This window comes from Streptomyces sp. PTL18 (genome assembly GCF_059510295.1).
The window spans coordinates 148,187-163,829 of record NZ_JCAJZO010000011.1 but is presented as its reverse complement, the minus strand read 5'-3'; the positions used below and the strand labels follow the sequence as shown (position 1 = coordinate 163,829).

Genomic DNA, 15,643 nt, shown 5'->3' with positions numbered 1-15,643 from the left:
TCTCCCTGTCTTTCCTGTCTGTGTTCTTCGGTCGGTCGTCAGTCGTCGTCGCCGTGGAGGCGCCGTCTGACGGACAGCAGCTCCACCTCGGGGCGTCCGGCGACCAGCCGCTCGCACCGGTCGAGTACGTCGGTCAGGTGCCCCGCGTCGCCGGAGACCGCCGCGAGGCCGATGACGGCCCTGCGGTAGAGATCCATGTGGTCCACCTCGGCTGCGCTCACCGCGTACTTGCGCTGGAGCTCGGCGACGATCGGGCGGACGACGGAGCGCTTCTCCTTCAGCGACCGTACGTCGCCGAGGAGGAGGTCGAAGGACAGGGTCCCCACGTACATGTGTGTCCGGATGACCCGCCGGTACGGGATCGATGGCCCCTGCCGTCGGTATGGGCAGGAACACGAAAACCGTACAACGAACCCTGCGGCCCACTCGACGGGATTGTTCCCGCCCCGGCCGCCCCTGCCCGTTCCCTTCCTCCAGGGTCTGCCACCGCTCCGACCCCACCAAGGGCTGCGCCCCGGAAACCCGGGCGGGGACTACGTCCCCAGCACCCCGTCAGGGCTCTGGCGTGGATGCGCCCGAGGGCATGACGGGGACTGCGCCGACCCCGGGGCCCCGACGGGGACCGCGTCCCTGGCCGGGCCGCGCCCCGGAGCTCCTACCCCTTCCTGGGGCCGACCGCCCCGGGGCCCCGCTCTCACACGCCGGAGGGGCTGAATTCCAGCCCGTCCGGCGAGTGAGGACGAGGCCGCAAGGCCGACAGCGGGGTTCTGGGGCGCAGCCCCGAGGGACGGGAAGGGCAGGGTCGGCGGGGCGGGAACCCCGGCGCCGGCGGTCCGCCGGGCGCAGCGCAGGGGCAGACGGCCGCCGGCCGACGGAACAGGTCGTCCCGTCGGCCGGCAGGCAACCGTCGGCCTTACGCCCGCGGCTTCTCCCGCATCTCGTACGTCGCGATGACGTCGTCGACCTTGATGTCGTTGAAGTTTCCGAGGTTGATACCACCCTCGTAGCCTTCGCGGATCTCGGTGACGTCGTCCTTGAAGCGACGCAGGCCCTCGATGGTGAGGTTCTCCGCGACCACCTTGCCGTCGCGGATGAGGCGGGCCTTGGTGTTGCGGCGCACCTCGCCCGAGCGGATGAGCACACCGGCGATGTTGCCCAGCTTGGACGACTTGAAGACCTCGCGGATCTCCGCCGTACCGAGCTCGACCTCCTCGAACTCCGGCTTGAGCATGCCCTTGAGGGCCGCCTCGATCTCCTCGATCGCCTGGTAGATGACCGAGTAGTACCGGACGTCCACACCCTCGCGCTCGGCCATCTGCGCCGCGCGGCCGGCCGCGCGGACGTTGAAGCCGATCACGATGGCGTCGGAGCCCATCGCCAGGTCGATGTCGGACTCCGTGACCGCACCGACGCCGCGGTGCAGGACGCGGATGTCGACCTCTTCGCCGACGTCCAGCTGGAGCAGGGAGGACTCCAGGGCCTCGACGGAACCAGAAGCGTCACCCTTGATGATCAGGTTCAGCTGCTGGACCTCGCCGGCCTTGAGCACCTTGTCCAGGTCCTCGAGGGACACGCGGCGCGTGCGCTTGGCGAAGGCCGCGTTGCGCTCACGGGCGGCGCGCTTCTCGGCGATCTGACGGGCCGTACGGTCCTCGTCGACCACCAGGAAGTTGTCACCCGCACCCGGGACGTTGGTCAGGCCCAGGACCTGGACCGGCGTCGACGGGCCGGCCTCGGCGACGTTGTTGCCGTTGTCGTCGAGCATGGCGCGCACACGGCCGTAGGCGTCGCCCACCACCATCGTGTCGCCGACCCGCAGCGTGCCTCGCTGGACGAGGACCGTCGCCACGGCACCACGGCCGCGGTCGAGCCGGGACTCGATCGAGATGCCCTGCGCGTCCTGGTTCGGGTTGGCCCGCAGGTCGAGCGAGGCGTCGGCCGTGAGGATCACGGCCTCCAGCAGCGAGTCGATGTGCAGACCCTGCTTGGCGGAGATGTCGACGAACATGGTGTCGCCGCCGTACTCCTCGGCCACCAGGCCGTACTCGGTCAGCTGACCGCGCACCTTGGTCGGGTCGGCACCCTCGACGTCGATCTTGTTGACCGCGACGACGATCGGCACGTCGGCCGCCTTGGCGTGGTTGAGCGCCTCGACCGTCTGGGGCATGACGCCGTCGTTGGCCGCGACGACCAGGATCGCGATGTCGGTCGACTTCGCACCGCGCGCACGCATGGCGGTGAACGCCTCGTGACCCGGGGTGTCGATGAAGGTGATCTTGCGCTCTTCGTCGTTGACCTCGGTCGCGACCTGGTAGGCACCGATGTGCTGGGTGATGCCACCGGCCTCGCCCGCGATGACGTTCGTCTTGCGGATCGCGTCGAGCAGGCGGGTCTTGCCGTGGTCGACGTGACCCATGACGGTCACCACCGGCGGACGGACGACCAGGTCCTCCTCGGAGCCCTCGTCCTCGCCGAACTCGATGTCGAAGGACTCGAGCAGCTCGCGGTCCTCCTCCTCCGGGCTGACGATCTGAACCGTGTAGTTCATCTCGTCGGCGAGCAGCTGCAGGGTCTCGTCGGAGACGGACTGCGTCGCGGTGACCATCTCGCCGAGGTTCATCATGACCGCGACGAGCGACGCCGGGTTGGCGTTGATCTTCTCCGCGAAGTCGGTGAGCGACGCGCCGCGGGAGAGACGGATGGTCTCGCCGTTGCCGCGCGGCAGCATCACGCCGCCGACGCTCGGGGCCTGCATGGCCTCGTACTCCTGGCGCCTCTGCCGCTTCGACTTGCGGCCACGACGCGCGGGACCGCCGGGACGGCCGAAGGCACCCTGGGTGCCACCGCGGCCACCGGGACCACCCGGACGGCCGCCGAAGCCGGGACGGCCACCGCCGCCACCGCCGGGACCACCCGGACGGCCGGCGAAACCGCCGCCACCGCCACCGGGACCGGCGGGACGGCCGGCGAAACCGCCACCGCCACCGGGACGACCGGCGAAGCCGCCGCCACCCGGACGGCCGCCGCCGCCACCGGGACGACCGCCGCCACCGGGACCACGGCCGCCGGGGCCGCCGCCACCGGGACGCGGGCCGGCAGCGGGACGCTGCGGCATCATGCCCGGGTTCGGACGCGGGCCGCCGGGGCCGCCGCCGGGACGGGGACCGCCCTGCGGACGCGGCATCGAGCCCGGGGTCGGGCGCGGGCCGCCCGGTGCCTGGGGACGCGGACCGCCACCGGCCGCGCCCTGCGGACGGGGACCACCCTGGCCCGCACCCTGCGGACGCGGACCGCCCGGGGCGCCGGGACCACCCGGACGCTGGCCCTGCGGACGGGGCGCCTGCGGGCGCGCCATGCCGGTGGAGCCACCGGAGGTGAAGGGGTTGTTGCCCGGGCGGGGACCGGCCGGACGGGCACCCGGACGCGGGCCGGGAGCACCCGGACGCGGAGTGCCGGGACGCGCACCCTGGGCGCCGCCCTGGCCCTGCCCCTGACCGGAGGCGGCCGGACGTGCGCCGGGCTTGGGGGCACCGGGACGGGCGCCGGGGCGCGGCGCGGGGGCGGCGGGAGCCGCCGGGGGTGCCGTGAACTCGGGGGCACCCGGGGCCGGGGACGCCGGAGCGGGCCGCGGCGCGGGCTTGGGACCCGGCGTCGGGCGCGGACCGGGGGCCGGTGCCGCGGGCTTCTCGGCGGCCGGGGGCTTGGGGGCCGCCGGACGCGGGGCAGCCGGACGGGCGGCCTGCGCCGGGGAGGGCGCGGCCGGCTTCGCCGGGGCGGCCTTGCGCGGGGCCGCGGACTTGGCGCCACCGCCGTTGCCCTGCTGCAGGGCGTCGGTCAGCTTGCGTACTACGGGCGCTTCGATGGTCGAAGACGCCGAACGGACGAATTCACCGAGTTCCTGGAGCTTGGCCATGACGACCTTGCTCTCGACACCGAACTCCTTGGCGAGTTCGTAGACCCGGACCTTAGCCACTTCGCTCCTCTGAGGTCCGGGTTGAAGCCGGACCGTCGCTAGTTCATGGGCGTACTCATCGCGTACTCATCGAGTGCTCATCGCAATCTCGACCTGCTTTCGACTCGCGAGGTACCAGGACCGCACGGGGATCCGTGCGGCACGTCTTACGGTGTTGCCTGCCCAGCTACGTGCTGCTGACAACTTTCTTCCTGCTCGACGTACTCGCGCAACGCCTTTGTGTCGAGCGGACCCGGGACGCGGAGCGCCCGCGGGAACGCCCGGCGGCGGACCGCCAGGTCGAAACAGGACAGTACGGGGTGCAGGTACGCACCCCGGCCGGGCAGCGTACCGCGAGGATCGGGGACGCAGGCGTCCCCCATCGCCACGGTGCGCAGCAGTTCGATCTTGACCGCTCGCTCCCGGCACCCCACACAGGTGCGTTCAGGGCATGATCGGGCGTGCGTCCGGCCAGACACGGTTAAGTCTACCTCCCCGCGCCGACCTCACCCCTCCGGGGCAAGAATCGAACAGCTGCTGCACATGATTCTGTCGTGATCTCAGCGACGCACGGCCGGGATCTATTCCCCGCCGAGGCCGCCGAGGTCGCACGGCTCAGGCCTGCCTCTCGGCGGGCTGTTCGGTGTCCGGCCGGATGTCGATCCGCCAACCGGTCAGCCGGGCCGCCAGACGGGCGTTCTGCCCTTCCTTGCCGATCGCCAGGGAGAGCTGGTAGTCGGGGACCGTCACGCGGGCGGAGCGGGCCGCGAGGTCCACGACCTCCACCTTGGAGACCCGGGCCGGGGACAGCGCGTTCGCCACCATCTCGGCCGGGTCGTCCGACCAGTCGACGATGTCGATCTTCTCACCGTTCAGCTCGCCCATGACGTTGCGCACACGGCCGCCCATGGGGCCGATGCAGGCGCCCTTGGCGTTCAGGCCCGAACGGGTGGATCGCACGGCGATCTTCGTACGGTGACCGGCCTCACGGGCGATCGCGGCGATCTCGACGGAGCCGTCGGCGATCTCCGGCACCTCCAGCGCGAACAGCTTTTTCACCAGATTGGGGTGGGTGCGCGAAAGAGTGACGGACGGGCCGCGCACGCCCTTCGCCACCCGGACGACGTACGACCGGATGCGCTTGCCGTGTTCGTAGGTCTCCCCCGGGACCTGCTCCTGCACCGGCAGGATGGCCTCCAGTTTGCCGATGTCCACGAGCACGTTCTTCGGGTCGCGGCCCTGCTGGACCACGCCGGTGACGATGTCGCCCTCGCGGCCCGCGTACTCGCCGAGCGTCGCGTCGTCCTCGGCGTCGCGCAGACGCTGCAGGATGACCTGCTTGGCGGTGGTGGCGGCGATGCGGCCGAAGCCCGACGGGGTGTCGTCGAACTCGCGCGGCTCCTGCCCCTCCTGGAGGTCCTCGGGGTCCTCCTTCGCCCACACGGTCACATGACCGGTCTCCCGGTCGAGCTGCACGCGCGCATGGCGGCGGCTTCCCTCGGTGCGGTGGTATGCGATGAGGAGGGCCGCCTCGATCGCCTCGACCAGCAGGTCGAAGGAGATCTCCTTCTCCCGCACCAAGCCCCGCAGGGCACTCATGTCGATGTCCACGGCTACGCCTCCTCCTCTTCCTTCATGTCCCTCGTGTCCTTGCGGTTGAACTCCACCTGCACCCGCGCCCTGGCGATGTCCGGGAAGGCGAGTCTGCGGGTGGTGGCCTTGCGGCCCTTCACACCGGGCACCTCGACATCGACCCCGTCGTCGTCGACCTGCTGGATCCTGGCGACCAGTTCGCCGCCCTCGGCCAACTGGAACCTCACCAGCCGGCCCGTGGCTCGCACGTAGTGCCGGTGCTCACCGAGGAGGCGCTCCGCGCCCGGGGTTCCGACCTCGAGGGTGTACTCGCCCTCGCCCATCGCGTCCGTCTCGTCGAGCTTCGCCGAGAGCGCGCGGCTCACATCGGCGATCTCGTCCAGGTCGGCACCGGTGTCGGAGTCGACGACGACGCGCAGCACACGCTTGCGCCCGACGGAGTCCACCGCGATCTCCTCGAGATCGAGCCCCTGGGATGTGACGAGCGGTTCCAGCAGTTCTCGCAGCCTCTCGCTCTGGGTGGTGCTCATCCGGGTGACTCCTCGGCCGCGTGTGCTGTTGTGGGATGGTCGCTGTCAGGTCAAAGGGTATCCGGTCCCGGAGGGTGATGCCGTCCACCTGGGCCGCCCCGCCCGGGGCGCGGCCGGCCGGGCCGACGGCGAGCGCACGCGCGTGCAGTTGCTGTCGGCCGAGCCGGTGGCGGGCACGGACCGGGTGCGCGGGTACGGTGATCATCGGGCTCCCGCCCATCCGTCGGAGTCCCGCCCATCCGTTCGCACCGAAGCCTCCGAGGACGGTCTGCCGTGCCCCTCCCCCCGTCACCGCACGCCGACGCGCTGCGCAGAAGGAGCCTGTTCGTCTCGGCCGCGGGTGCCGCGCTGCTGGCGGGCTGCTCCGGCGCCTCCGATTCGAGCGCCACGGGCGGCAGTCCGGGGACGGCCGACCGGGCACGCGCGCGTGCGGCCCGGGACAGCGAGGCACTGGCGGCGCGGTACGCGGCGGTCATCGCCGCCCACCCGGACCTGGCGGCGCGGCTGGGACCACTGCGGGCGGAGGTCGTCCGGCACGCACAGGCGTTCGGCGGCGGGAGCGGCGCCTCGGCGTCCCCCGCCGCCGGTGCGACCGGCCTCTCCGCGTCCCCCTCCGCCTCCACCGACTCCCCCGCACCTCCCTCGGCCGGCTCCTCCGCAGCCCCCTCGGCCGCCGCCTCCACCGGCTCCTCCGCAGCCCCCTCCGCGGTGCCGGCGGACCCCGGGTCCGCGCTGGCCGGTCTGGCCGCGGCCGAGCGGGCCCTGGCCGACCGGCGCGGCAGGGCGTTGCTGGGGGTGCCGGGCGAGCTGGCGCGGCTGATGGCGTCCGTGGCGGCGGCCGGGGCAGCGCACGCGTACCTGCTGACGGAAGGCGGAAAGTGAGTACCAGCAGCACCGGCACACCGACGGCCGCAAGCGCCGAACTGACCGCCCTGCGCGCCGCCCTGCGCGCCGAGCACGCCGCCGTCTACGGCTACGGCGTCGTCGGCGGCCGCATCCAGCAGACGCGGCGCGAGGAGGCGCGGGCCGCCTACGCCGCCCACCGCGCCCGGCGGGACGAACTGGCCCGGGCGGTACGGGAGCTGGGCGGCACGCCGGACGCCGCCGCGGCCGCGTACGCGCTGCCGTTCCCGGTGCCCGACTCCACCGCCGCCGTGCGGCTGGCCGCCGAGCTGGAGGAGCGGGTGGCCGGGGTCTACTCGGATCTCGTGCGGGCCTCGACGGGCGCGCGGCGCGGCTTCGCGGCCGGGGCGCTGCGGGAAGCGGCGGTGCGGGCGGTGCGCTGGAGCGGCGAGAGCGTAGCCTTCCCTGGTCTCGCCGAGCGGGCGGCGGCCACCCCCACCGCGTCGGCGACACCGCGGACCTGACGCGTACGCGCTCGACCGTACGCGTGCGAAGCCGACCTGGAAGGGAACAACTCGCGCATGGCTTTGGAACCGCCGCAGCGCCTGGTGAGGGCGCTCGGCGAGACGCGGCGGGACGGTGGCGCCGACTGGCTGGGCAGGCTCCCGGAGCTGGTCGGGCGGGCCGTCGATCTGCGCGAGTTGACCGTGGAGCGGGTGCAGGCGCCGGGCGGCCGCAGCAGCCTGGTGCTGCTGGTGCGGCGGGCCGACGGGACGCCCGCCGTGCTGAAGCTGGTACCGCCGTGGGCCAGGCCGGCCGGCGAGCGGGCCGCACTCTCGCGGTGGGACGGCCTCGGGGCCGTCCGGCTCCTGGAGACGGACGCCCCGGACGCCGAGGAGGGCGTGCTGCTGCTGGAGCGCCTGCACCCGGAGATGTCCGTGCGCTCGCTGCCGGAGGCGAAGGCCCTGCTGGAGGCGGCCGGGACGCTGCGGCGGCTGTGGGTCGAGCCGCCCGCCGGCCACTCCTTCGAGACGGTGGCCGCGCGCACCGGACGGCAGGCCGAGGCCATGCTCGGGAGCGCGGAGACGGACCCGGAGGCCGCGCCGCTGGTCCGGGCGGCGCTGACGGCCCGGGAGGAGCTGCTCGCCGCGCCGCCCGAGGAGCGGCTGCTGCACGGCACCTTCCGGCAGAGCAAGATCCTCGCCGGGGAGCGCATGCCGTGGCTGGCGGTGGGTCCGGACCCGGTGGTCGGCGAGTGCGCCTTCGATCTGGCCCGGCTGGTGCGCGACCGGGTGGAGGACCTGATCGCGGCGCCCTCCGGGGCGTCCATCACACGCCGCCGGGTGAAGCGGCTCGCGGAGTCCCTGGACCTGGACCGGGAGCGGCTGCGCGGCTGGACCCTGTTCCGGGCGGTGGAGTCGGGTGTACGGGCGCGCCGGGTGGGCCGCCCGGGGGATGCGGAGCTGCTGCTGGAGTTCGCGAGCTGGCTCTAGACGAGGCGTGCCGACAGCCCTCGCCCGACCCCGGTCAGCCGTGCCGAAGGCCCGAACGGCCCTGCGCCGGGCCCCTTTCGTCCCCGCCCCGTCCCGCGGCCGACGGCGTACGGTCTACCCATGAGGAGCAAAGCGCTGAGCACCTTGGTCGTTCTCGCCGCCGGCGCGGCCACCGCCGCGGCCGTGGCGCAGCAGTTGCGCAAGCCGGCGCAGGAGCGCACCTGGACGGGCCGGGTCGCGGGGCTGCCGTACGACTTCCGCAGGCCCACCGTGGACAGGGTCGTTCGCGAGTTCTGGAACCCGGGCAGCGACGCGTTCCTCACACCGCACGCCTTCGGCATCGGTTACGGCGTCAACCTGGCCCGGCTCGGCCGGGGAATGCCGAGGGCCGGGCGCCGTCGGCCCCGCCCGAGGACGTGACCGGCTCGCAACGCCTGCGGACCGGGCGTCAGGGAGTCCGCCGCCGGAGGGTGGCGGCCGCGAGCGCCAGGGCGGCCAGGGCGGAACCGGCGATCACCGAGAGGTCGCGGACGAGGTCGGCCGTGCCGGTGGTGCCCGCGGCGGCCCGGTCCAGGGCGTCGACGGCGTAGGAGAGCGGGAGGACGTCCGAGGCCCAGCGGAGCGGCTGCGCCATGTGTGCCCGGGGGACGAACAGCCCGCACAGCAGCAACTGCGGGAAGACCACCGCGGGCATGAACTGCACGGCCTGGAACTCCGTCCGGGCGAAGGCCGAGACGAACAGCCCCAGCGCCGTGCCGAGCAGGGCGTCCAGCACCGCCACCGTCAGCAGCAGGCCCATCGATCCGGACACCGTCAGCCCGAGCGGTCGCACGCTCACCCCGGTGACCGCCAGCGCCTGGACCACCGCGAGCAGGCCGAAGGCACAGGCGTAACCGGTCAGCAGGTCCAGCTTGCTCAGCGGCATCGTCATCAGCCGCTCCAGCGTCCCCGAGGTCCGTTCGCGCAGGGTCGTCACCGAGGTGACGAGGAACATGACGATGAACGGGAAGATGCCCAGCAACGCGGGGGCGACCCGGTCGAAGGCGGCCGCCGAGTCGAACATGTAGCGCAGCAGCACCACGAGCAGGACCGGGACGAGCAGCAGCAGGCCCACCGTGCGCGGGTCGTGACGCAGCTGGCGCAGGATGCGCCGCGTGGTGGCGCGGCTCGCCGAGGTCGTCACGGCGCGGTCTCCTCGTGCTCGTGGGGCCGGTTCCCGCGGGGCGGAACGTCCTGGATCAGGCGGAGGAACGCCTGCTCCAGATCGGCGGTGCCGGTGCGGTCGCGCAGGGCGTCGGGGGTGTCGTCGGCGAGGAGCAGGCCGTCGCGCATCAGCAGCAGCCGTCCGCAGCGCCCGGCCTCTTCCATGACGTGGCTGGAGACCAGCAGCGTGGTGCCGTCCGCCGCCAGGGCGTGGAAGAGCTGCCAGAGCTGGTTGCGCAGGACGGGGTCCAGGCCGACGGTCGGCTCGTCGAGCACCAGCAGCGGCGGGGCGCCCAGCAGGGCGGCGGCGATCCCGGTGCGCATCCGCTGGCCGCCCGAGAGGGAGCCGACCGCCTGGTCGCGCTGGCGCTCCAGGTCGGTGGCGGCGATGACGCGTTCGACGTCCGGTTCCGCGTGCAGCAGCGCGGCGAAGTAGCGCAGGTTCTCGGCGACCGTGAGGTCCGGGTACAGGGCCGGACTCTGGGTGGCGTAGCCGACACGTCCGCGCAACCGCCGGGATCCGGCCGGCTCGCCCAGGACGGTGACCGTACCGGAGGCGGTGATCTGTGTCCCTACGACGCTGCGGATGAGGGTGGTCTTGCCGCAGCCCGAAGGGCCCAGCAGGCCGGTGACCGTGCCCCGGGGCACGGTGAACGACAGGCCGCGGAGCACCTCCCGGCCGCCGCGGACGACCCGCAGCCCACGGGCCTCGACCGCCAGGGTCTGCGGGCCGCTGCCATTCGGCGCCGGTACGGTGGGGGCCGCCCCGGCCGGCGGCCGGGTGCGCCCGTGCCGCAACCGGGCGGGGCCGAACCGGTACCGGTGCCGGCCAGTCATGTCGGACACGGCGTCCTCCGGGTGGTCAAGATCCGCGGATCCCTTGGTGTGCGGCCTCATCATGCCCGAAGGACCTGCCCGCCCAGTAGGGACGGGAGACGCCCGCCCAAGGGCTGTTCGGCCCCTGGGCGGGTGGTGCCCTGACGTACGGGGTCAGGCGGTGAGGCGGGCGATCGCCTCGTCCACCGTCAGCTCCTCGCGCTCGCCCGTCCTGCGGTCCTTGAGCTCGACCACGCCCTCGCCCGCGCGGCGCCCCGCCACCAGGATCTGCGGTACGCCGATCAGCTCCGCGTCGGTGAACTTCACACCGGGCGAGACACCGGCCCGGTCGTCCACCAGGACGCGGACACCGGCCGCCGCCAGCTTCTGGGAGACGTCGAGGGCCAGCTCGGTCTGCAGCGCCTTGCCGGCGGCCACCACGTGCACGTCGGCCGGGGCGACCTCCTTGGGCCAGCACAGGCCCTGCTCGTCGGCGGTCTGCTCGGCGAGCGCGGCCACCGCGCGGGAGACGCCGATGCCGTAGGAGCCCATGGTGACGCGCACCGGCTTGCCGTTCTGGCCGAGGACGTCGAGCTTCAGGGCGTCGGTGTACTTGCGGCCGAGCTGGAAGATGTGGCCGATCTCGATGGCGCGGTCCAGCCTGAGCGCGGTGCCGCACTTCGGGCAGGGGTCGCCCTCCTGCACCACGACGACGTCCACGTACTCGTCGACCTCGAAGTCGCGGCCCGCGACCACGTTCTTCGCGTGGGTGTGCTCCTTGTTGGCGCCCGTGATCCACGCGGTGCCCGGCGCCACGCGCGGGTCGGCGATGTAGCGGACCTTCTCGCCCAGGCCCTGCGGGCCGACGTAGCCGCGGACGAGGTCGGGCCGGCCCGCGAAGTCGGCCTCGGTGACCATCTCGACGGCGGCCGGGGCGAAGTGCGCCTCGACCTTGCCCATGTCGACCTCGCGGTCACCGGGGACCCCGACGGCGACGATCTCGCCGTCGACCTTCACCAGGAGGTTCTTCAGGGTGGCGGAGGCCGGGACGCCGAGGGAGGCGGCGAGGGTCTCGATGGTGGGGGTGTCCGGGGTGGGGATCTCCTCGGCGGCCGGGACGCCGGAGGCGTCGGCCGGCTTCAGCTCGTAGGTGATCGCCTCGGTGTTGGCGGCGAAGTCGCAGTTCGGGCAGTCGGCGAAGGTGTCCTCGCCGGCGGCGGCCGGGGCGAGGAACTCCTCGGACTTGGAGCCGCCCATCGCGCCCGCGGTCGCGGCGACGATCCGGTAGTCGAGGCCGAGCCGCTCGAAGACGCGCTGGTAGGCCTGGCGGTGCAGGGCGTAGGACCGGGCCAGGCCCTCGTCCTCCAGGTCGAAGGAGTACGAGTCCTTCATCAGGAACTCACGGCCGCGCAGGATGCCCGCGCGGGGCCGGGCCTCGTCCCGGAACTTGGTCTGGATCTGGTAGAGGATCACCGGCAGGTCCTTGTAGGAGGACGCCTGGTCCTTCACCAGCAGGGTGAAGATCTCCTCGTGGGTGGGGCCGAGCAGGTAGTCGCCGCCCTTGCGGTCCTTCAGGCGGAACAGCTCGGCGCCGTACTCGTCCCAGCGGCCGGTCGCGTCGTAGGGCTCGCGGGGCAGCAGGGCGGGCAGGAGCACCTCCTGGGCGCCGATGGCGTCCATCTCCTCGCGAACGATCCGCTCCACGTTGGCGAGGACCTTCTTGCCGAGCGGCAGCCAGGTCCACACACCGGCGGCGGTGCGGCGCACATAGCCCGCGCGGACCAGCAGCTTGTGGCTGAGGACCTCGGCGTCGGCCGGGTCGTCGCGCAGCGTCTTCGCCATCAACTGGGACATGCGCTGGACCGGTGCGTTGGCCATGGTTCTCGTACTCCTGCCGATGGTGGTCCCCCCGCTCGGGCCGAGCCGGGAGTGGGGGAGGTTTTGGCTAGGAGGTTAGCCGGGCTTGCCGTGCCGGTGGAAATCGGTTAAGGCCCGAAGTGACCTCGGCGGCGGAGCGGCAGCGGGGCGCCCATCACGGCGTACGGCTTCGGCGCGCTGGGGAAGAGGACCTGCCGTGCGAGGTCCACGTAGCCCAGCGAGTGGTACAGGCCGCGGGCCGGGCTGTCGGTGTCGATCGCCGAGAGGATCGAGCGGGGTTCGGTGGCGGTGTCGGTGATGGTGGTGATCAGGGACCGGCCGATGCCGCGGTTCTGGTACAGGGGGTGGACGTGCAGCTCGGTGATCACGAAGGAGTCGTCGAGCCAGTCGTCGCGGCCCTGGGCGCGCAGATACGGCTGGACGACGGTGGACCACCAGTGCGCACGGTCGTTGGGCATGCCGTACACGAACCCGACGAGCCGTCCGTCCGAGGTGGTCGCGCCGAACGCGCGGGCTCCCGGGTAGGTCATGTGCCGCAGCACGATCTGCCGGCGTACGGCGACCTCGTCGGCGCTCAGTCCGAACGCGAGGGCCTGGACGGCGAGCGCCTCCTCGGCGCGGGCGGACAGGTCCAGGGCGCCGATCACGACATCGTCGACGGTACGAGGCATGGTCGTGAGCCTACAGCGGGTGCCTGCGGCGACGCTCAGAACAGGACGCTCATGAACGCCCCGACCTCCTGGAACCCCACCCTGTGGTAGGTCCGCCGCGCGGGGGTGTTGAAGTCGTTGACGTACAGGCTCACCACCGGGGCCACGTCCCTCAGCGCGTAACGCAGCACCGCCGCCATGCCCGGTGCGGCCAGGCCCGTCCCCCGGTACTCCGGGGCCACCCACACGCCCTGGATCTGGCAGGTCAGCGGGGTCGCGGCACCGATCTCCGCCTTGAAGACGACCCTCCCGCTGTCGTCGATGCGGGCGAAGGAGCGGCCCGCGCCGACGAGTTCGGCGACCCGCGCCTGGTAGAGCAGCCCTCCGTCGCCGGCCAGCGGGGAGACGCCGACCTCCTCGGTGAACATCGCCACGCAGGCCGGCATGATCGTCTCCAGCTCGTCCTTGCGGATGCGGCGGACGTACGGATCGGGGTCGATGCCGTCGGGCATACGGTCGGTGACCATGAGCGGTTGGTGGGCGCGAACCTCGCGGGCGGGCCCCCAGCTCGGCTCCAGCAGCTGCCACAACCGGGCGGTGGACTCGGCGGGGCCGACGATCGAGGAGCAGCGGCGGCCGGTGCGCCGGGCGCGGTCGGCGAAGGCCCGCACCGCGCGGGGGGTGGCGCAGATCGGGACGAGGTTGGCACCGGCGTAGCAGAGCGAGGTCAGCATGCCGTCCTCGTACCAGCCCCACATCTCGCCGCCGAGGCGCCAGGGGTCGAGGCCCGCGACATGGACGCGGGACGTCACGAAGGCGTTCGCGACCGGCTCGCGGTCGAGGACGGCGAGCGCGGCGTCCAGGTCACTCGGTTCGAGGACCCGGGTGGTCGTCTGCGTCAACACGTGCGGAAGCCTCACCCTTGGGTCTGCTGATCTCCGCACTGTACCTGCCGCGCCTGGACAGTGCCGCCTGGTGGGGGTTTGCTGTGGCTTGTGGGATCGCAGTGACTCATTGCCGACCGGCGAAACCTGTGAACGCCTCCCAGGAGGCGGGCGCGATCATGAGGGTGGGGCCGGTTCCGGGGGTGTGTTTGGAGTCGCGGACGTGGATGGTGGTGGGGCGGGTGGCTACCTCTACCCATTCGCCGCCGGCGCCTCTGCTGTGGCTGCTCTTGCGCCGAGCGAGGGCCACTTCCACGCACTGGCCTCCCTGGTCATCGCTGTAGCTGCTCTTGAACCAGATCAACTCGGAAGGCTCTTGGGCGTTCATGTCTCCCCCAGCAACTTTTCTACGAAAGCCAGCGATTCGCTTGGTGTCAGGGCTAGGGCGCGTAGAAGGCTGTACTTCTCCTCCAGTTCCCTGACCGTCCCACGATCGGTGAAGAGGCGACTGTGCTTGTACGCCTCCACATATGCGATCCTGCGCCCTTGCGCCGTCTCGATCAAGGTGAAGGGACCAGTGAGCGCGGGATGTTCTTCGCGGTCGATCGGCATGACCTGGATCGCCACGTTGCGTAACTGGCCGATGAGGAGCACCTGCTCCAATTGCCCCCGCATGACGGCCCGTCCGCCGAGACGGCCACGCAAAACCGCCTCCTCGATGACAAAGCTAGTGACGGGAAGCGGCTTCCTCAAGAAAAAGTCCTGCCGTGCCAGGCGAGCGGCCACTCGCTGCTCGACCGTCTCCTCATCGAGCAAGGGCCGCGCCATGGCGAACACCGCCCGTGCGTAGTCCTGCGTCTGCAAGAGGCCGTTGACAACGCGTGCGTCGTACACATGCCACTCGATCGCCTCTTTCTCCAACTTGGCTGCATCCCGGAAGAACGCCGGATACTGCGCCCGTTGCAACTCCTCGACCAACTCCAGCAACACCCCGCGTCCCCCGAGCACTTCGTCCGCCCGGGCGATGAACTCCGCCGACGGGATCCGCCTCCCCTGCTCGAACGACGCGATGGTCGACTCGGAGTAGCCCGTCCGCGCCCCCAGTTCGGCACGCCCCATCCCCGCCGCCGTGCGCAGCCTCTTCAACTGCCGTCCGAAGATGTGGGCCACGCCCGTCGCCTGCTCCTCGCTCATGCACCCCTCACCGCTCCCGCGCAGCCGTGGTCACGGCTCACCGCGCGTACAGACGCGACCCGCCCGCGTACAACCCGCGGTGGTCCCGGCGGAGCCCCTGTCCAACGCTACGCACGGTGCGCGACCGTGAGCGGTATGAAGTCGGCAAGCCCCTCCAACTGGCATATTCAGAAGCGCACCGCGCCCGCACACGAGTTCGCCATGCGGTTCACGTCCACTCCGCGCGGCGCGCGACTCGCCAGGCGTCTGGTGTCCCACCGTCTCGACGAGTGGGGGCACCCCTACGGCGGTCCCCTCAACGAGGCCGTCACGCTCATCGCAGCCGAGCTGGCCGCCAACGCCGTGCGGCACGGTCATGTGCCGGGGCGGGACTTCCACGTTCGGCTCACCGAGACGCCGGAGGTGGTGCGCCTGGAGGTCTCCGACACGCGCACGGAGCGGCTGCCCGGGTCCCGGCCCCCGCGGGACCCGGCGAGCGAGGAGTCCGGACGCGGGCTGCTGCTCGTCGAGGCGCTGGCCGACCTGTGGGGCGTCGTGCCGCGCAGCCCCGGGAAGAGCGTCTGGGCGGAAGTACGGCGGAGTCCCGCCACCGACGGGTGACGGGACT

At 72.5% G+C, this 15,643-nt stretch carries 17 protein-coding genes; 5 read left to right on the top strand and 12 right to left on the bottom strand.

What is annotated here, in order from left to right; translation table 11 throughout:
- Positions 1-38: 38 nt before the first annotated feature.
- The 5 genes from AC5WS8_RS22240 to rimP form a co-directional block, all read right to left on the bottom strand.
- Entirely contained in the window at positions 39-332 is a 294-nt protein-coding gene (locus tag AC5WS8_RS22240; RefSeq protein ID WP_200422685.1) for a DUF503 domain-containing protein, read from the bottom strand.
- Positions 333-913: 581 nt separating this feature from the next.
- Complete coding sequence (gene infB / locus AC5WS8_RS22235) at positions 914-3,973, bottom strand: translation initiation factor IF-2 (RefSeq protein WP_496105194.1); 3,060 nt, start codon at positions 3,971-3,973, stop codon at positions 914-916.
- A 146-nt stretch (positions 3,974-4,119) separates the two neighbouring features.
- Positions 4,120-4,431, bottom strand: coding sequence for a YlxR family protein (locus AC5WS8_RS22230; protein WP_496105193.1), 312 nt, complete (start codon positions 4,429-4,431; stop codon positions 4,120-4,122).
- A gap of 136 nt (positions 4,432-4,567) precedes the next feature.
- Positions 4,568-5,563, bottom strand: a complete 996-nt coding sequence (nusA, locus tag AC5WS8_RS22225) for a transcription termination factor NusA (protein WP_496105192.1) — start codon at positions 5,561-5,563, stop codon at positions 4,568-4,570.
- Between the two features lie 2 nt (positions 5,564-5,565).
- A complete protein-coding gene (gene rimP / locus AC5WS8_RS22220; protein ID WP_496105191.1) occupies positions 5,566-6,075 on the bottom strand; it encodes a ribosome maturation factor RimP in 510 nt (169 codons plus the stop codon).
- Between the two features lie 273 nt (positions 6,076-6,348).
- On the opposite strand from rimP, the gene AC5WS8_RS22215 reads away from it, so the two are divergent.
- The 4 genes from AC5WS8_RS22215 (at position 6,349) to AC5WS8_RS22200 (ending at position 8,831) form a co-directional block, all read left to right on the top strand.
- Positions 6,349-6,957: a hypothetical protein gene (locus AC5WS8_RS22215; protein WP_496105190.1), complete on the top strand. Its 609-nt coding sequence runs from the start codon at positions 6,349-6,351 to the stop codon at positions 6,955-6,957.
- Positions 6,954-7,442, top strand: coding sequence for a ferritin-like domain-containing protein (locus AC5WS8_RS22210; RefSeq protein ID WP_496105189.1), 489 nt, complete (start codon positions 6,954-6,956; stop codon positions 7,440-7,442). Before AC5WS8_RS22215 ends, AC5WS8_RS22210 begins: the two co-directional genes overlap by 4 nt.
- 57 nt (positions 7,443-7,499) lie before the next feature.
- The gene (locus AC5WS8_RS22205; protein WP_496105188.1) at positions 7,500-8,411 is read left to right on the top strand and encodes an aminoglycoside phosphotransferase family protein; all 912 of its coding nucleotides are present in this window, start codon (positions 7,500-7,502) and stop codon (positions 8,409-8,411) included.
- A 120-nt stretch (positions 8,412-8,531) separates the two neighbouring features.
- Entirely contained in the window at positions 8,532-8,831 is a 300-nt protein-coding gene (locus AC5WS8_RS22200; protein ID WP_496105187.1) for a DUF5808 domain-containing protein, read from the top strand.
- Positions 8,832-8,859: 28 nt separating this feature from the next.
- Here AC5WS8_RS22200 and AC5WS8_RS22195 read toward each other — a convergent pair whose 3' ends face one another.
- From AC5WS8_RS22195 to AC5WS8_RS22165, 7 genes are all read right to left on the bottom strand, one after another.
- Entirely contained in the window at positions 8,860-9,594 is a 735-nt protein-coding gene (locus AC5WS8_RS22195) for an ABC transporter permease (protein ID WP_496105186.1), read from the bottom strand.
- Complete coding sequence (locus tag AC5WS8_RS22190) at positions 9,591-10,451, bottom strand: ABC transporter ATP-binding protein (RefSeq protein ID WP_496105243.1); 861 nt, start codon at positions 10,449-10,451, stop codon at positions 9,591-9,593. The genes AC5WS8_RS22195 and AC5WS8_RS22190 overlap by 4 nt, the downstream gene beginning before the upstream one ends.
- A 153-nt stretch (positions 10,452-10,604) precedes the next feature.
- Complete coding sequence (locus AC5WS8_RS22185) at positions 10,605-12,308, bottom strand: proline--tRNA ligase (protein ID WP_496105185.1); 1,704 nt, start codon at positions 12,306-12,308, stop codon at positions 10,605-10,607.
- Between the two features lie 107 nt (positions 12,309-12,415).
- Positions 12,416-12,979 carry a GNAT family N-acetyltransferase gene (locus AC5WS8_RS22180; protein ID WP_496105184.1) on the bottom strand — a complete coding sequence of 188 codons (564 nt, stop codon included), beginning with the start codon at positions 12,977-12,979 and terminating at the stop codon, positions 12,416-12,418.
- A 35-nt stretch (positions 12,980-13,014) separates the two neighbouring features.
- The gene (locus AC5WS8_RS22175) at positions 13,015-13,863 is read right to left on the bottom strand and encodes a GNAT family N-acetyltransferase (RefSeq protein WP_496105183.1); all 849 of its coding nucleotides are present in this window, start codon (positions 13,861-13,863) and stop codon (positions 13,015-13,017) included.
- A gap of 106 nt (positions 13,864-13,969) precedes the next feature.
- Entirely contained in the window at positions 13,970-14,230 is a 261-nt protein-coding gene (locus tag AC5WS8_RS22170; protein ID WP_496105182.1) for a DUF397 domain-containing protein, read from the bottom strand.
- Positions 14,227-15,036 carry a helix-turn-helix domain-containing protein gene (locus AC5WS8_RS22165; protein ID WP_496105181.1) on the bottom strand — a complete coding sequence of 270 codons (810 nt, stop codon included), beginning with the start codon at positions 15,034-15,036 and terminating at the stop codon, positions 14,227-14,229. Before AC5WS8_RS22165 ends, AC5WS8_RS22170 begins: the two co-directional genes overlap by 4 nt.
- Before the next feature lie 135 nt (positions 15,037-15,171).
- On the opposite strand from AC5WS8_RS22165, the gene AC5WS8_RS22160 reads away from it, so the two are divergent.
- The gene (locus AC5WS8_RS22160) at positions 15,172-15,636 is read left to right on the top strand and encodes an ATP-binding protein (protein ID WP_496105180.1); all 465 of its coding nucleotides are present in this window, start codon (positions 15,172-15,174) and stop codon (positions 15,634-15,636) included.
- Positions 15,637-15,643: the final 7 nt, after the last annotated feature.